Source organism: Streptomyces sp. NPDC001617 (genome assembly GCF_053596855.1).
In genome coordinates, this window is record NZ_JBSFHA010000060.1 from 50,597 (window position 1) to 66,110 (window position 15,514).

Genomic DNA, 15,514 nt, shown 5'->3' on the forward strand with positions numbered 1-15,514 from the left:
GCTCCGGCAGCCCCTTGGAATACGGAGGACCGCGCAGCTGGCAGTAGCGTTCCGTACATGAGACTCGGTGTCCTCGACGTGGGATCGAACACGGTGCATCTGCTGGTGGTGGATGCGCACCCTGGCGCGCGCCCGCTGCCCGCGCACTCGCACAAGGCGGAGTTGCGCCTTGCCCAACTTCTCGACGAGAGCGGGGCGATCGGCCCCGAGGGCGTCGACAAACTGATCGCCGTCGTGCACGAGTGCCTGCAGGCCGCCGAGGACAAGGGCGTCGAGGACCTCCTCCCGTTCGCCACCTCCGCCGTGCGCGAGGCCAGCAACGCCGATGACGTCCTCGCGCGCGTGCACACCGAGACCGGTGTCGAGCTCCAGGTGCTCACCGGCGCGGAGGAGGCCCGGCTCACCTTCCTCGCCGTCCGCCGCTGGTTCGGCTGGTCCGCGGGCAAGCTCCTCGTCCTGGACATCGGCGGCGGCTCCCTGGAGATCGCCTACGGCATGGACGAGGAGCCGGACGCGGCCGTCTCCCTCCCCCTCGGCGCCGGCCGCCTCACCGCGGGCTGGCTCCCCGGCGACCCCCCGGCCCCCGAGTCCATAAGGACCCTGCGCCGCCACGTCCGCGCCCAGATCGCCCGCACGGTGGGCGAGTTCACCCGCTTCGGGGCACCCGATCACGTCGTGGCGACGTCCAAGACCTTCAAGCAGCTCGCGCGTATCGCGGGTGCGGCCCGGTCGATGGAGGGTCTCTACGTCCAGCGTGAACTGAAGCGGGAGTCCCTGGAGGCGTGGGTCCCGCGACTGGCCGGCATGTCGGCTGCCCAGCGCGCGGAACTGCCCGGGGTGTCCGAGGGCCGCGCGGGCCAGCTCCTCGCCGGGGCCCTGGTGGCAGAGGGCGCGATGGACCTGTTCGGCGTGGAGAGCCTGGAGGTCTGCCCGTGGGCGCTCAGGGAAGGCGTGATCCTCCGTCGACTTGACCACATGGGGTCGGCGTAGCGCCTCGAAAGGGGCGCGTGGCTGTGACATGAGCGACTCCGTCGCGGGGCGATCGAGCACAAACCACCCGCACCCGCCCGTGGCGAACCCCACAACGGCGAACGGGCGCACGGCACCCGCCCCACCGCACCCCGTAACCTGTCGGCATGGCGGAGCCAGTCGTACGCATCCCGGATGCGAAGGTCGCGCTGTCCACGGCCTCCGTGTACCCGGAGTCCACGGCGACGGCCTTCGAGATCGCCGCGCGCCTCGGGTACGACGGAGTCGAGGTGATGGTGTGGACCGACCCGGTCAGCCAGGACATAGAGGCGCTGCGCAGACTCAGTGACTACCACCAGATCCCGATCCTGGCGGTGCACGCGCCCTGTCTCCTCATCACGCAGCGGGTCTGGTCCACGGACCCCTGGGTCAAGCTCCAGCGCGCCCGGGCGGCGGCGGAGAAGCTCGGGGCGACCACCGTGGTCGTACACCCGCCGTTCCGCTGGCAGCGCCAGTACGCGCGTGACTTCGTGACCGGGATCTGGCGCATGGCGAACGAGACGGACGTCCGGTTCGCCGTCGAAAACATGTACCCCTGGCGCTACCGCGACCGCGAGATGCTCGCGTACGCCCCCGACTGGGACGTGACGAAGGAGGACTACCGCCACTTCACGATCGACCTCAGTCACAGCGCGACGGCCCGCTCGGACGCGTTGCAGATGGTCGACCGTATGGGTGACCGCCTCGGCCACGTCCACCTCGCCGACGGCAAGGGCTCGGCCAAGGACGAGCACCTCGTGCCCGGCCGCGGCGGCCAGCCCTGCGCCGAGCTGCTGGAACGGCTCGCCCTGACCGGCTTCGACGGCCATGTCGTCATCGAGGTCAACACCCGGCGCGCGATGTCCGGCGCCGAACGCGAGGCCGACCTGGCGGAGGCGCTGGCCTTCACGCGCCTGCACCTCGCGTCCGCGGTGAAGGTGCCGAGACGGTGACCGAGGCGCCCGGCTCCATGGCCCGTCGACGGGGCCGCCGTACCCGTACGGAATCGGCCGACACCCGGGACCGCATCCTGAGCGTGGCCCGCGAGGAGTTCTCCGAACGCGGGTACGAGAAGACGTCCGTACGGGGTATCGCGAAGGCGGCCGGGGTGGACTCGGCGCTGGTGCACCACTACTTCGGCACCAAGGAGCAGGTCTTCGAGGCGGCGATCGCGGTGGCCTTCGCGCCCGCGCTGAACGCGCCCGAGGCGGTCGCCGAGGGCCCACTGGACGGCGTGGGAGAGCGCCTGACCCGTTTCATCTTCGGCGTCTGGGAGAACCCCACCACCCGCGCCCCCCTGCTGGCGATCCTCCGCTCGGCGGTCAACAACGAGACCGCCGCCGCGGTCTTCCGCCGCCTGGTCGTCTCCCAGCTGATGCGCCGCGTCGCCTCCCAGCTGGACGCGCCGGACGCGGAACTGCGGGTCGAGCTGGCGGCGGCGCAGCTGGTGGGGTGCGCGATGCTGCGGTACGTGATCAAGGTGGACCCGCTGGCGTCGGCGGACGTGGAGCAGCTGATCGCGCGGGTGGCGCCGGTGGTGCAGGGGCATCTGACCGGGGCCTGAAACACGCTCCCCGCTGATCCGGAAACGCGCTCCCGGCCCTGCGTGGAACATGGGCCGAACATGGTCTTGGCTGAGATATCCGTCCCGCATTCCGGACACCGCGTCCCGACCCCTGGATGACGGGCGTAGTCTCGTTAGCAGCCCTATCTGTCTGAAGGAGCGAGCGACGATGCCCGAGCTGAGGTCCCGCACAGTCACCCACGGCCGCAACATGGCGGGCGCCCGCGCCCTTATGCGCGCCTCCGGTGTACCCGGTGCGGACATCGGTCGCAAGCCGATCATCGCCGTCGCGAACTCCTTCACCGAGTTCGTGCCCGGCCACACCCACCTCCAGCCGGTCGGCCGGATCGTCAGCGAGGCGATCCGCGAGGCGGGCGGTATCCCGCGCGAGTTCAACACGATCGCCGTGGACGACGGCATCGCGATGGGTCACGGCGGCATGCTGTACTCCCTCCCCTCCCGCGACCTGATCGCGGACAGCGTGGAGTACATGGTCGAGGCGCACTGCGCCGACGCCCTGGTCTGCATCTCCAACTGCGACAAGATCACGCCGGGCATGCTGAACGCGGCCCTGCGCCTGAACATCCCGACGGTGTTCGTCTCCGGCGGCCCCATGGAGGCCGGCCGCGCGACCCTCGTCGACGGTACGGTCCGCACCCTCGACCTGATCGACGCGATGGTCGACGCCGCGAACGAGAACGTCTCCGACGAGGACGTCCTCAAGATCGAGGAGAACGCCTGTCCGACCTGCGGCTCCTGTTCCGGCATGTTCACGGCCAACTCGATGAACTGCCTGACGGAGGCGATCGGCCTCTCGCTCCCCGGCAACGGCTCGGTCCTCGCCACCCACACGGCCCGCAAGCAGCTCTACGTCGCTGCCGCGCGGACGGTCATGGACATCACCCGCCGCTACTACGAGCAGGACGACGACACGGTCCTGCCCCGCTCGATCGCGACCTTCTCCGCCTTCGAGAACGCGATGGCCCTGGACATCGCGATGGGCGGCTCGACCAACACGATCCTGCACCTGCTGGCCGCGGCCCAGGAGGCGGGCGTCCCGTTCGGCCTGGAGGAGATCAACGAGGTCTCGCGCCGCGTCCCGTGCCTGGCGAAGGTCGCACCGAACGTCGCGAAGACCCGCACGTACTACATGGAGGACGTGCACCGCGCGGGCGGCATCCCGGCGCTGCTGGGCGAACTCCACCGCGGGGGCCTGCTGAACGAGGACGTCCACTCGGTCCACAGCCCGTCCCTGTCGGACTGGCTGAAGACGTGGGACGTGCGCGGCGGTTCCCCGTCCCCCGAGGCGGTCGAGCTGTGGCACGCGGCCCCGGGCTGTGTGCGCTCCGCCGAGGCCTTCTCCCAGTCCGAGCGCTGGGAGGCGCTGGACGAGGACGCGGCCGAGGGCTGCATCCGGTCCGTCGAGCACGCGTACTCCAAGGACGGCGGCCTGGCGGTCCTCAAGGGGAACCTGGCGGTGGACGGCTGCGTCGTGAAGACGGCCGGCGTCGACGAGTCCATCTGGACCTTCGAGGGTCCTGCGGTCGTCTGCGAGTCGCAGGAGGAGGCCGTCGAGAAGATCCTCAACAAGCAGGTGACCGACGGCGATGTCGTCGTCATCCGCTACGAGGGTCCCAAGGGCGGCCCCGGCATGCAGGAGATGCTCTACCCGACGTCCTTCCTGAAGGGCCGCGGGCTGGGCAAGACCTGCGCGCTGATCACTGACGGCCGCTTCTCGGGCGGCACGTCCGGCCTGTCCATCGGCCACGCGTCCCCGGAGGCCGCGTCCGGCGGCACGATCGCACTCGTCGAGAACGGCGACCGCATCCGCATCGACATCCCCAACCGCTCGATCGAACTGCTGGTGGACGAGGCGGAGCTGGCCCGGCGCGAGGCCGCGCTGGGTGGGGTGTACGCCCCGAAGAACCGCGAGCGGAAGGTGTCGGCGGCGCTGCGGGCGTATGCGGCGATGGCCACCAGCGCGGACAGGGGCGCGGTGCGGGACGTTTCGAAGCTGGGCTGAGCGGTTGGCTTGGCGGGGGAGCGGCGGGGACTGCGCGTTCGTTGCCGGGCGCACGCCCGTTGCGGCTGCGCGCGCCCGCGCGGCGACAGCCGCACATCGATACAGCCCCGCGCCCCTTTCGGGGCGTTCCCCCGCCCTGCGTCACCAGGCCGACGGCTTGCCGGAGTCGACCGCGAAGACCGTGCCGTCGGGGGCGGAAGCGTAGAGGTGGGGGCCGGTCAGTTGGGGGGTGGGGAGCGTGGCCTCGAACTCGTTTCCGTCCGTGCTGAGTCGTGGTGAGGTCTGGCCGAGGAGTCGTCCCTTGCTCGCGTCGACGGCGAGCAGACGGCCGTCGGCGGCGGTGAAGTAGACGTATCGGCCGTCGGTGACCGGTGCCGAACCCCGGCTCACGGATGTCTCGAGCGACCACAACTGCTTGCCGACGGCGGTGTCGAGGAGGGTCAGGGTCCCGCCGGTGCCCAGGACACAGACGAGGTCTCCGTGCACGGTGGCCTGCGCCGTCTGGAGCGGAACGGTCAGCGCGACACGGCGGGAGACCTTGGTCTCCGGGTTGTATCGGGTGACCGCGCTCGCCGTACTGCCCGAAGGGTCGCCGGAAAGAAACACGACGCTGCCGCCCGTGACACCGACAGGGGTCAGGCTGCCGTCGAGCCGCGCGTCCCATCGCACATCTCCCGTGGTGCCGTCGACCGCGGTGACCCGCGTCCGCGTCCCGTCCTGCGACACGTTCACCGCGAAGGCCAAGGGGCTCCCGGGGAGCGACACGAAGTACGGTCGGCCCGGCCCGGGTATACGTCGACTCCACTTCGTCGCTCCCGACGCGCTGTCGACGCCGGTCACCTTGCCGTCGGCGCCGGTCAGCAGCAGCATGCCGCCCGCGTAGCGAAAACCGGGGTACGTCGATACGTCCAACGACCACTGGGTCTTGCCGGACGCCGGGTCGAGTGCTTCCGCACGCTTCCCCGCACGGGCCAGCACATGCACCAACCCGCCCGAGAAGACCGGCGGCTTGACGGAGTCGCCCAGGTCGAGGCTGCGCCGCCACAGCACGCTCCCGTCGGCCGGATCGAGCGCGGACACGAGCCCGGGCTGAGCGCACACCAGTTGCTGCACCCCGTAGACGCACTTGGGCAGTCCGCCAGCCTTGAGTGCGGGTTTCGTCGCCCAGGGGCCGAATCCGGACGACGGGGAGGAGGCCTCGGCCGCCGCCTTGTGTGCCGTGCCCTTCCCGCCGTTCAGCAACTGCGCCGAGGCGAGCCCGCCACCCGTGACGAGGACCACTGCCAGACCCACGAGAACCGCCCGTCTGCGGTGGCGCCCGCGCGTCCGCTCCGACGGCTGCTCCTCCCGCTCCTTCACCGGTGGGGGCGAATCCACCGACCGTTGGGAAGGAATGAACGCCTGGGTGTCGTAGGAAGCCGCCACCGACCGGAGTTCCCGCATCAACTGGTCCGGGGTGGGCCGGTCCTCGGGCTCCTTGGCGAGACACCGCAGCACCAGCGGCGCCAGATTCTCCGGTACCCCGGTCAAGTCGGGCTCGTCGTGCACCACTTGGTAGGCGACGATGTACGGGCTGTCGGAGTCGAACGGTCCGCGCCCCGTCGCCGCATGCACCATCACGGACCCGAGCGCGAACACGTCGGCAGCGGGCCCGACCTCCCTCGGCCGCCGGAACTGCTCCGGCGCCATGAACGGCGGCGTACCGATCAACTTCCCGGTCTCGGTCCGCAGTTCACTGTCCTTTGGCCGAGAAATACCGAAGTCGATGACCTTCGGCCCGTCGTCGGCGAGCAGCACATTGCTCGGCTTCAGATCCCGGTGCACGACGCCGACCCTGTGAATGTCGCGCAGCGCCTCCGCCAGCCCCGCCATCAGCCGGCGCAACGGGGCCGCCTCCATGGGCCCGTTCCGCTTCACATGGTCGGAGAGGGTCTCCCCGGGAATGAACAGCGTGGCCATCCAGGGCCGTTCGGCCTCGGGATCGGCATCGACGACCGGCGCGGTGAAGGCGCCGCTGACCTTCCGGGCCGCGGTCACCTCCTGCCGGAACCGTCCCCTGAACTCGGGGTCCTTGGCGAACTCGGCATGTACGACCTTCACCGCGACCTTCATGCCCGAGGTGCTGCGCGCGAGGTGCACGACACCCATGCCGCCCGAGCCGAGGCGTGACTCCAGGCGGTAGTGACCGGCGTATTCGGGAAGTTCCGCTTCCGCGCCCGCTCCGGCGTTCTGCTGCGGCGCCATGGGACCACCCCCGTGCTGTTCGTCCGCGTGCGCGACGCACGGAGCCTAGTCGATGGCTCGTACGAGACAGAGGCGGCGTGCTAGCTTCCGCGTGCGAGTTACGTACATGTGTTTCATGGCGTGTTTTAGGGGAATCAATGGGGCCCCATGGCAGTCATGGGGAGTAACGGGGGAGGTTTTTCATGTCTGTTGACCGCGTGGAAGAGGTCGGGGGCGGCGAGGAGGCCGTCTCGACGCTGGCCGCGGCGGCATCCACGACCTATCCGGTCGCGCCGGGTGTCCGTCTCAACGTCCGCAGTGGCCCCGGCACCAGTTACCCCATCGTCCGGGTCCTGCCCGAGGGCTCCCGGGTCGCCATCCTCTGCCAGTCGCCCGGCACGGCCGTCACCGGCCCGTACGGCACGAGCAACATCTGGGACTGCATCCAGAGCGACGAGTTCGTCGCGGACGCCTACGTCCTCACGGGCAGCGACGGCTACATCCGCCCGCGCTGCGGTTCCTGACCGAACTCCACCACTCAGAGGACATCCATGATCTCCAGGAGACGTAGATCCGTCCTGCTCGCCGGCGCCGCCACCGGGGCCATGCTCATGGCGATGGGCGCGGCGGCCACCCCCTCGGCGGCGGCCACGGTCCGGTACTACCCGGTCGCGCCGGACACCCGGGTGAACGTGCGCAGCGGCCCGGGCACCGGCTACCCCATCGTCCGGGTCCTGCCCGTGGGGGCCTCGGTCCCGATCTTCTGCCAGCGCCCCGGCACGACGGTGTCCGGCTACTACGGCACCTCGAACATCTGGGACAACATCGACAGCGGTGAGTACGTCTCCGACACCTACGTGAACACCGGCAGCGACGGTTACGTCGCGCCGCGCTGCTCCTGAACCCCACCGGAGCCCGCCCCCACCCCGGCGCCATAATCGTCCCGTGAGCGACGAACCCGGCACCCAGGACAAGGCGGGCTCCATCGGCGGTCCCCGCCCCGAGCCCCTCCGCTTCTTCGGCACGACCTGGGTGGACCACGACAACGGCTACACCCTCCGCCGTGTCGCAGCCGCGGCCGGCTCCCTCGCCGCCGCGGTCGCCTCCTGCCTGGTCCTCCGCTTCGCCTACGAGGGCCTCCAGATCGCCGACACCGGCACCTTCGTGACCGTCCTGGTCGTGGCCATGTTCGCCATCTGCAGCGCCCTGGCCTTCCGCAACACCCTGGACTCATTCACCCGCCGCCCCGACCCGGACCGCCAGGCCTCCCTCCGCGGCCTCCTGGCCATCGGCTTCGTCGGCTCCCTCCTCGCCTACTTCTTCCGCTCCCTCACCGAGGCCCCCGGCGAGAAACTCCACCGCGAGGAGTACGAGACGGCTGTGCAGACGCACGAGCAGCGCGCCACCCGCCGCACCGGCAACCCATCGAAAAAGCGCCGCCGCTCCTAGCTAGCCGACGAACCCTTCTGGACCGCCGCACACCGAGACACCGACCGCCCTGTCACGTCGCCCCGGCCGAGGGAGCGATAGCACCCCCACGGCCGCCCTCGCCGAGCCGCCGACCGTGCCCTCCGGGCCCGCCCCTCGCCGAGCCGCCGACGGCACTTCCACGGCCACCCCCCAACCGGCACCCCCACCACCCCCCACAGCCACCCCCAACTGGCACCCCCACCACCCCCCTTCTCAGCCACCTCTCACCGAAAACTCCCTGCCCCCTGCATCCAGCAAGGGCCACCATGGCCGTATGACTGCCTCCTCCGCCTCCTCCCACACCCCTCGCGCCCACTCCTTCAACACCGCCGCCGCCCAGTACGCCGCCAACCGCCCGTCCTACCCACCCGCCCTCCTCGACGCGATCGAGGACCTCGCCGGCCGGCCCCTCGCGGGTGCCCGTGTCGCGGACGTCGGTGCGGGTACCGGTATCGCGACCGCGCTCCTGGCCGCTCGTGGCGCCGACGTGGTCGGGGTGGAACCCGGCGAGGGCATGGCGGTGGAGTTCCGGCGGGCCAACCCCGCCATCCCGATCGTGCGGGGCAACGGCGACGACCTTCCCCTGGCCACGGACTCCGTCGACTTCCTCACCTACGCTCAGGCCTGGCACTGGACCGACACCGCCCGCGCGGTCCCGGAAGCCCTGCGCGTGCTGCGTCCGGGCGGCGCGCTCGCCCTGTGGTGGAACACCCACGCCCTCGACGTGCCGTGGATCGCCGCCCAACTGGACCGCATCGGCGAGCACTTCAAGGCCTACGGCGCCCACCCGCGCGTGGAGGTCAACGGCAGCGCTGCCCGATCCGCTCTCGCCGACCCGACCGGCCGTCTGGATTTCGCCCACCGTGTGGTCCGCTGGAGCCGCCGCGTCCCCGCCGACACGCACCTGGCCAACATCGGCAGCCACTCGCTGTTCCTGGTCGCCGACGAGGGACACGCCACGACCTTCCTCACCGAGGAGCGACGGCACCTGCGCGAGGTCTTCCCGGACGGCATCGTCGAGGAGACCTACGACGTCGAACTGCTCGTCGCCACCAACTCCTGACCCCGCGCCGCGGCCCACCCGCGTACGCCACAGAGCAGGCGCATGACGGGACACCTGCCGGGGGAGGGCACGGCGAACGTGCGCGGCACATGGCCTCGCACTGAAATGCATGGTCGGGGAACGGGAGTTGATCACTCATCCGGTTCGCGTGTCCGCGCTGTGAACGCGGAGGCGTACGAAGCGGACCATCTACTTCCGTTCACGCCGACGCGCGCCCGCGCACTCGCGCGCCCCGCGCCACCCGCACCGCTTGACACCGCCCGTCGGGAGGAGGAATGTTCATCGCGTGATGAATAAAGAGAGCCCCGGCACCCGAGCCGAAGGCACCAGCCCCGTCCGCGCCGAAAGCCGCGTCGCCGTCCGCGCCGAAGGTCTCACCGTCGTCCGCGGCCCCCGCACCGTCCTGCGCGGCCTCGACTTCACCCTCCCGTGCGGCCAGATCACCGGCCTCCTCGGCCCCTCCGGCTGCGGCAAATCCACCCTGATGCGCGCGATCGTCGGCACCCAGGCCAAGGTCACCGGCACCCTGGAGGTCCTCGGCCAACCCGCCGGCCACCCCGCCCTCCGCACCCGCATCGGCTACGTCACCCAGGCCCCCTCCGTCTACGACGACCTGACCATCCGCCAGAACCTCGACTATTTCGGAGCCATCCTCGCCCCCGGCCAGTCCGCAGCCGACCGCCGCCAGGAGGTCGACCGCGTCCTCACCGACGTGGACCTGACGACCCACGCCGACTCCCTCGCCCGTAACCTCTCCGGCGGCCAGCGAAGCCGTGTCTCCCTGGCCGTGGCCCTCCTCGGTACCCCCGAACTGCTCGTCCTCGACGAGCCGACCGTCGGCCTGGACCCCGTCCTGCGCCGCGACCTCTGGAACCTCTTCCACTCCCTCGCCGCCACCCGCGGCGCGACCCTCCTCGTCTCCTCCCACGTCATGGACGAGGCCGAGCGCTGCCACCGCCTCCTTCTCATGCGCGAGGGCGAGATCCTCGCCGATGACACCCCCGACGCCCTGCGCACCCGCACCGGCGCCGACACGGTCGAGGCGGCCTTCCTCCACCTGGTCGACGAGGCGACCGCCGCCGCCCGCGCAAAGGAGACCACCCGATGAGCACCACGACCGGCCCTTCGTCCACGGCGCCCACGACGACGCCACCCACCCCGCCCCGCGCCCTGAACGCCTCCCGCACCACCGCCACCGCGGCCCGCGTCCTGCGCCAACTCCGCCACGACCCGCGCACCATCGCGCTGATGCTCCTGGTCCCCTGCGTGATGCTGGTCCTGCTCCGCTACGTCTTCGACGGCAGCCCGCGCACCTTCGACAACATCGGCGCCTCGCTCCTCGGCATCTTCCCGCTCATCACGATGTTCCTGGTGACCTCCATCGCCACCCTGCGCGAACGCACCTCGGGCACCCTCGAACGCCTCCTCGCCATGCCCCTCGGCAAGGGCGACCTGATCGCCGGCTACGCCCTCGCCTTCGGCACCATCGCGATCATCCAGTCCTGCCTCGCCACGGGCCTCGCGGTCTGGTTCCTCGGCCTGGACGTCATCGGCAGCCCCTGGCTTCTGCTGCTCGTGGCCCTGCTCGACGCGCTGCTCGGCACCGCCCTCGGCCTCTTCGTCTCGGCCTTCGCGGCCTCCGAGTTCCAGGCTGTCCAGTTCATGCCGGCCGTGATCTTCCCTCAACTCCTCCTCTGCGGCCTCTTCACCGCCCGCTCCAACATGCACCCCGTCCTGGAGGCCATCTCCGACGTCCTCCCCATGTCCTACGCCGTCGACGGCATGAACGAGGTCCTCAAGCACACCGATATGACCGCCACCTTCGTCCGGGACGTCCTGATCGTCGGCGGGTGCGCACTGCTCGTCCTCGGCCTGGGCGCGGCGACCCTGCGCAGGCGCACGGCCTGACCGCAGTCCGCCCACCGGACAACCACGCCCACCACCCACCGCCAGTGCGAGGATGAACCCGGACGACGCAACCCCCGGAGGCACCCGCGCCATGACCCAGAAAGTCGCAGTCCTCGGCACCGGCAAGATCGGCGAAGCGCTGCTCAGCGGAATGATCCGCGGCGGCTGGGCCCCCGCCGACCTCCTGGTCACCGCCCGCCGACCGGAGCGAGCCGAAGAACTCCGCACCCGCTACGGAGTCACCCCGGTCACCAACCCGGAAGCCGCCAAGACCGCCGACACCCTGATCCTCACGGTCAAGCCACAGGACATGGGTGCCCTCCTCGACGAGCTCGCCCCGCACGTCCCCGCCGACCGCCTCATCATCAGCGGCGCCGCAGGCATCCCCACCTCCTTCTTCGAGGAGCGCCTCGCCGCCGGCACCCCGGTCGTCCGCGTCATGACGAACACCCCCGCCCTCGTCGACGAGGCCATGTCCGTCATCTCCGCCGGCACCCACGCCACCGCCGACCACCTCGCCCACGCCGAGGAGATCTTCGGCGCCGTCGGCAAGACGCTCCGTGTCCCCGAGTCCCAGCAGGACGCCTGCACCGCCCTATCCGGCTCCGGCCCGGCCTACTTCTTCTACCTGGTCGAAGCCATGACGGACGCCGGCATCCTGCTCGGCCTGCCCCGCGACAAGGCCCACGACCTGATCGTCCAGTCCGCGATCGGCGCCGCGACCATGCTCCGCGACAGCGGCGAACACCCGGTCAAGCTCCGCGAGAACGTCACCTCCCCCGCCGGCACCACCATCAGCGCCATCCGCGAACTCGAGAACCACGGCGTCCGAGCCGCCCTCATCGCCGCCCTCGAAGCCGCCCGCGACCGCAGCCGCGCCCTGGCCTCCGGCAAGAAGGACTGACCCCGACCGCCGCACCGGAGGCGGCCGTTCACGCGTCCGCCGCGTCCACCACCTCCTTCGTGGTCACCACCCGCGCGAACCCGCCCCCGTGCAACGACACCGCCGACGCCTGCGCGATCTCCTCCGCACTCCGCCGCCAGCCGAACGGCCCCTCCAGATCGAACGTGTACGTCGCGTCGTACGCCACCACCACGTCGTACCCGAGATTCCCGCCCATCCGGGCCGTCGTCTCCACGCACATGTTGGTCTGGATCCCGGCCACCACGACCTGCGAGATCCCTGCCGCCGTCAGCCACTCCCCGAGGTCCGGCGTCCCCAGGAAGGCCGAGTTCACGGTCTTCGTCAGGAACAACTCGGGCCCGGCCCCCTTCCCCCTCCTCTCCTGCACGTACTCCTTCAGCTCGTTCCCCGCATACCCCGGCCGCAACGGCGACTCGGGCTTCGGCGAGTCATGCCGTACGAAGACCACCGGCCGGCCCGTCGACTGCCATACGTCGATGAGCGCCGCGATGTTGTCATCGGCCCCCGGGTTGTTCCGTGGCCCCCAGAAGCCGGCCTCGTCGAAGCCCTTCTGTACGTCCACGACCACCAGTGCTGCGTTCTCCGCGATCTCCATGCCCTCGATCCTGCCGCCGGGGACGCCTCCTCCCCAGAGGGTGGAAAGCCAGCGATCGATGGTTTACTGCCACCCATGGACAGTGCCCCGAGCACCCCTCCCTACCGTGTCGCCCTCCTTGCCTTCCCCGGCATCCGCGCCTTCGACGTCTCCGTCATCACCGAGGTCTGGGGCACCGACCGCACCGACCGCGGCGCACCCGCCTACGATCTCCGCCGCGTCGCCACGGACACCACCACCCCCGTCCCCATGCGCGGAGGCATGGCCCTCCACCCCGACCGCTCCCTCGGCTGGCTGCCCCGGGCCGACCTGGTCGTCGTCCCCGGGCTCGACGACCACCTCACCCCCGCACCCACCCCCGTCCTCGACGCCCTCCGCCGCGCCCACGCCCGCGGCACCACCATCGCCGCCCTCTGCGGCGGCGCCTTCACCCTCGCCCAGGCCGGCCTCCTCGACGGCCGCCGGGCCATCACCCACTGGAACCTCGTCGACCTCCTCCGCGCGCACCACCCCCAGGTCACCGTCGTCCCCGACGCCCTCTTCATCGAGGACGACAACATCTGGACCGCCGCCGGCACCGCGGCCGGCATCGACCTCTGCCTCCACCTCGTCCGCCGGTCCCACGGGGCCGAAGCGGCGGCCACCATCGCCCGCTCGATGGTCACCGCCCCCTTCCGCACCGGCACCCAGGCACAGTTCATCGAGCACCCCACACCCCGAGCGGACCGCGACGCCGACACCCTCGCCGCCGTACGCGAACACGCCCTGCGCCACCTCGACGAACCACTCACGGTCGCCGACCTCGCCGCCCACGCGGGCATGTCCGCCCGCAGCTTCGCCCGCCACTTCACGGCGGAGACCGGCACGACCCCACTCCGCTGGCTCCTCGACCAACGGATCGCCGCAGCCCAGAAACTCCTCGAACGCACCGACCTGCCCATGCCCGAGGTCGCCCGCCGCGCCGGATTCGGCAGCGAGGTCACCATGCGCCAGCACTTCGCATCGCGCCTCGCCACCAGCCCGCGCGCCTACCGAGCGGCGTTCAGCACCACGTCCGTATCCGAACCCGTATCCGAGGCGGCCGGCAGCAGCCCGATCGCGCGATAAGCGGCATCCACGGTCGGCCGGGCGATCGCCCGCGCCTTCTCCGCACCATCCCGCAGCACCCCCTCCACATGGCCAGGATCGGCGCACAGCTCCCTGTGCCTCGCCTGCACGGGCCTCAAGACCTCGACCACAGCCTCCGCGGTGTCCTTCTTCAAGGCGCCGTACGACTCATATACACCGCTCAGGGCCTCCGGGTTCCCACCCGTGCACGCGGCCAGGATCTCCAGCAGATTCGCGAGCCCGGGCCGCTCCTCCAGGTCGTAGACGACCTCCCGCCCGCTGTCGGTCACGGCCCGCATGACCTTCTTCCGCACGACGTCCGGCTCGTCCAGCAGATAGACGACCCCCAGCCCCGATTCGTCGGACTTCCCCATCTTCCGGGTCGGCTCCTGGAGGTTCATCACCCGAGCGGCGACCTGCGGCAGCGTCGCCCGCGGAACCGTGAACGTGTGCCCGTACCGCTGGTTGAACCGCACCGCCAGGTCCCGCGCCAGCTCCACGTGCTGCGCCTGGTCCTCGCCGACCGGCACGTCGTCCGTCCCGTACGCCAGGATGTCCGCCGCCATCAGCACCGGATACGTCAGCAGCGACACCCGCACGCTTCTGCCCCGGGCGGCCTCCTTCGCGGCCTTCTCCTTGTACTGGATCATCCGCCGCATCTCGCCGTCGGTCGCCACGCACTCCAGCAGATACGACAGCCGGGCGTGCTCGTCCACATGACTCTGGACGAAGAGCGTGCACAGCTCAGGGTCCAGTCCCGACGCGAGCAACAGCGTCGCCGCCTGTCGACTCAGCCTGAGCACCCGCGCCGGATCGTGGTCCATCGTCAGGGCATGCAGGTCCACGACGCAGAACAGCGCGTCGGCCTGATGCTGGTCGGCCGCGGCCCACCGCCGCATGGCCCCCAGGTAGTTCCCCAACGTCAGGTGTCCGGTCGGCTGGATCCCGCTGAAGACCCGAGTCATCTCCGCTCCTTCTCCGGTTCGGGCCGCCGTCCCCGGCCGGCCGACCCTCGGAAGCTCTGGAGGGAGAAACGAGAACGGCCGCCGAAGCGGCGGCCGTGGAGTGCATACGTGAGTCCGGCCGCCGTCAGGCGGCCCACCACAGCTGGGTGCACGTACGCGTTGTCATGGCAGCCAGGCTACGCCTCCGGGGTGCCCCCCGGCAGCGAGTTGACACACCCCGGGGCGGTCCGTAAGGTTCTTCGAGTTGTCCGACGTGAGAGCCGACTCCGGTCGGTCCCCGGACAGCCATTCCGTAGGTACCAACCTCTACTCGACTGCTGTCGATCAGGCCGCCGTCGTTTTATTGGCATGTGTATTTGCGAAATGAGGAATCCGCGTTCGAAAGGACGCAGGCCGCCGATTAGCGCGGGGGCCGGGAATCCGCTAAAGTCTCACTCGTCGGAACGGCCCAGCGGCCGGGAAGACAACCCCCTCTGACTGGGAATTCAGACGCCGAAAGGATCTGATAGAGTCGGAAACGCAAGACCGAAGGGAAGCGCCCGGAGGAAAGCCCGAGAGGGTGAGTACAAAGGAAGCGTCCGTTCCTTGAGAACTCAACAGCGTGCCAAAAATCAACGCCAGATTAGTTGATACCCCGTCTCCGGCCGTTCGGTCGGGGCGTGG

15 protein-coding genes are annotated in these 15,514 nt (G+C 70.6%); 12 read left to right on the forward strand and 3 right to left on the reverse strand.

Translation table 11 applies throughout. The features are described 5' to 3' along the window. Positions 1 to 57 precede the first annotated feature (57 nt). The 4 genes from ACWC09_RS35330 (at position 58) to ilvD (ending at position 4,595) form a co-directional block, all read left to right on the forward strand. Complete coding sequence (locus ACWC09_RS35330; RefSeq protein ID WP_450855035.1) at positions 58 to 990, forward strand: Ppx/GppA phosphatase family protein; 933 nt, start codon at positions 58 to 60, stop codon at positions 988 to 990. Positions 991 to 1,136: 146 nt separating this feature from the next. Continuing rightward, the gene (locus ACWC09_RS35335) at positions 1,137 to 1,961 is read left to right on the forward strand and encodes a sugar phosphate isomerase/epimerase family protein (protein ID WP_450855036.1); all 825 of its coding nucleotides are present in this window, start codon (positions 1,137 to 1,139) and stop codon (positions 1,959 to 1,961) included. 17 nt (positions 1,962 to 1,978) lie between these two features. Then, complete coding sequence (locus ACWC09_RS35340) at positions 1,979 to 2,572, forward strand: TetR/AcrR family transcriptional regulator (RefSeq protein ID WP_450855053.1); 594 nt, start codon at positions 1,979 to 1,981, stop codon at positions 2,570 to 2,572. A gap of 169 nt (positions 2,573 to 2,741) precedes the next feature. After that, complete coding sequence (gene ilvD / locus ACWC09_RS35345; protein WP_450855038.1) at positions 2,742 to 4,595, forward strand: dihydroxy-acid dehydratase; 1,854 nt, start codon at positions 2,742 to 2,744, stop codon at positions 4,593 to 4,595. Between the two features lie 141 nt (positions 4,596 to 4,736). Here the strand turns inward: ilvD and ACWC09_RS35350 are convergent, their stop codons facing one another. Then, on the reverse strand, positions 4,737 to 6,839 hold the full coding sequence (locus ACWC09_RS35350; RefSeq protein WP_450855039.1) for a serine/threonine-protein kinase: 2,103 nt from the start codon (positions 6,837 to 6,839) through the stop codon (positions 4,737 to 4,739). 182 nt (positions 6,840 to 7,021) lie between these two features. Between ACWC09_RS35350 and ACWC09_RS35355 the strand changes: the two genes are divergently transcribed. The 7 genes from ACWC09_RS35355 (at position 7,022) to proC (ending at position 12,163) form a co-directional block, all read left to right on the forward strand. Continuing rightward, complete coding sequence (locus ACWC09_RS35355) at positions 7,022 to 7,342, forward strand: SH3 domain-containing protein (RefSeq protein WP_450855040.1); 321 nt, start codon at positions 7,022 to 7,024, stop codon at positions 7,340 to 7,342. Between the two features lie 81 nt (positions 7,343 to 7,423). Continuing rightward, complete coding sequence (locus tag ACWC09_RS35360) at positions 7,424 to 7,720, forward strand: SH3 domain-containing protein (protein ID WP_450855055.1); 297 nt, start codon at positions 7,424 to 7,426, stop codon at positions 7,718 to 7,720. 43 nt (positions 7,721 to 7,763) lie between these two features. After that, entirely contained in the window at positions 7,764 to 8,267 is a 504-nt protein-coding gene (locus ACWC09_RS35365; RefSeq protein ID WP_450855042.1) for an EamA/RhaT family transporter, read from the forward strand. A 295-nt stretch (positions 8,268 to 8,562) separates the two neighbouring features. Further along, on the forward strand, positions 8,563 to 9,351 hold the full coding sequence (locus tag ACWC09_RS35370; RefSeq protein WP_450855043.1) for a class I SAM-dependent methyltransferase: 789 nt from the start codon (positions 8,563 to 8,565) through the stop codon (positions 9,349 to 9,351). A gap of 289 nt (positions 9,352 to 9,640) precedes the next feature. Then, entirely contained in the window at positions 9,641 to 10,459 is an 819-nt protein-coding gene (locus ACWC09_RS35375) for an ABC transporter ATP-binding protein (RefSeq protein WP_450855044.1), read from the forward strand. Beyond that, a complete protein-coding gene (locus tag ACWC09_RS35380) occupies positions 10,456 to 11,259 on the forward strand; it encodes an ABC transporter permease (protein WP_450855045.1) in 804 nt (267 codons plus the stop codon). Before ACWC09_RS35375 ends, ACWC09_RS35380 begins: the two co-directional genes overlap by 4 nt. Before the next feature lie 91 nt (positions 11,260 to 11,350). Continuing rightward, the gene (proC, locus tag ACWC09_RS35385; RefSeq protein ID WP_450855046.1) at positions 11,351 to 12,163 is read left to right on the forward strand and encodes a pyrroline-5-carboxylate reductase; all 813 of its coding nucleotides are present in this window, start codon (positions 11,351 to 11,353) and stop codon (positions 12,161 to 12,163) included. A gap of 28 nt (positions 12,164 to 12,191) precedes the next feature. On the opposite strand, the gene ACWC09_RS35390 is transcribed toward proC, so the two are convergent. Then, positions 12,192 to 12,779 (reverse strand): cysteine hydrolase family protein, encoded by a 588-nt coding sequence (locus ACWC09_RS35390; protein WP_450855047.1) that lies wholly within the window; start codon positions 12,777 to 12,779, stop codon positions 12,192 to 12,194. A gap of 75 nt (positions 12,780 to 12,854) precedes the next feature. Here ACWC09_RS35390 and ACWC09_RS35395 point away from each other — a divergent pair, with 75 nt between their 5' ends. Then, positions 12,855 to 13,886 (forward strand): GlxA family transcriptional regulator, encoded by a 1,032-nt coding sequence (locus ACWC09_RS35395; RefSeq protein ID WP_450855048.1) that lies wholly within the window; start codon positions 12,855 to 12,857, stop codon positions 13,884 to 13,886. Here ACWC09_RS35395 and trpS read toward each other — a convergent pair. Then, on the reverse strand, positions 13,808 to 14,851 hold the full coding sequence (gene trpS / locus ACWC09_RS35400) for a tryptophan--tRNA ligase (protein WP_450855049.1): 1,044 nt from the start codon (positions 14,849 to 14,851) through the stop codon (positions 13,808 to 13,810). The genes ACWC09_RS35395 and trpS overlap by 79 nt on opposite strands. Positions 14,852 to 15,514: the final 663 nt, after the last annotated feature.

Excerpts from the sequence above, each read along its gene's own strand:
- ACWC09_RS35355 (WP_450855040.1), top strand. The coding sequence starts at position 7,022 with ATGTCTGTTGACCGCGTGGAAGAGGTCGGGGGCGGCGAGGAGGCCGTC.
- ACWC09_RS35335 (WP_450855036.1), top strand. The coding sequence starts at position 1,137 with ATGGCGGAGCCAGTCGTACGCATCCCGGATGCGAAGGTCGCGCTGTCC.
- ACWC09_RS35330 (WP_450855035.1), top strand. The coding sequence starts at position 58 with ATGAGACTCGGTGTCCTCGACGTGGGATCGAACACGGTGCATCTGCTG.
- ACWC09_RS35390 (WP_450855047.1), bottom strand. The coding sequence starts at position 12,779 with ATGGAGATCGCGGAGAACGCAGCACTGGTGGTCGTGGACGTACAGAAG.
- ACWC09_RS35370 (WP_450855043.1), top strand. The coding sequence starts at position 8,563 with ATGACTGCCTCCTCCGCCTCCTCCCACACCCCTCGCGCCCACTCCTTC.
- ACWC09_RS35340 (WP_450855053.1), top strand. The coding sequence starts at position 1,979 with ATGGCCCGTCGACGGGGCCGCCGTACCCGTACGGAATCGGCCGACACC.
- ACWC09_RS35360 (WP_450855055.1), top strand. The coding sequence starts at position 7,424 with ATGCTCATGGCGATGGGCGCGGCGGCCACCCCCTCGGCGGCGGCCACG.
- ilvD (WP_450855038.1), top strand. The coding sequence starts at position 2,742 with ATGCCCGAGCTGAGGTCCCGCACAGTCACCCACGGCCGCAACATGGCG.
- ACWC09_RS35395 (WP_450855048.1), top strand. The coding sequence starts at position 12,855 with ATGGACAGTGCCCCGAGCACCCCTCCCTACCGTGTCGCCCTCCTTGCC.
- ACWC09_RS35375 (WP_450855044.1), top strand. The coding sequence starts at position 9,641 with ATGAATAAAGAGAGCCCCGGCACCCGAGCCGAAGGCACCAGCCCCGTC.
- proC (WP_450855046.1), top strand. The coding sequence starts at position 11,351 with ATGACCCAGAAAGTCGCAGTCCTCGGCACCGGCAAGATCGGCGAAGCG.
- ACWC09_RS35380 (WP_450855045.1), top strand. The coding sequence starts at position 10,456 with ATGAGCACCACGACCGGCCCTTCGTCCACGGCGCCCACGACGACGCCA.
- ACWC09_RS35350 (WP_450855039.1), bottom strand. The coding sequence starts at position 6,839 with ATGGCGCCGCAGCAGAACGCCGGAGCGGGCGCGGAAGCGGAACTTCCC.
- trpS (WP_450855049.1), bottom strand. The coding sequence starts at position 14,851 with ATGACTCGGGTCTTCAGCGGGATCCAGCCGACCGGACACCTGACGTTG.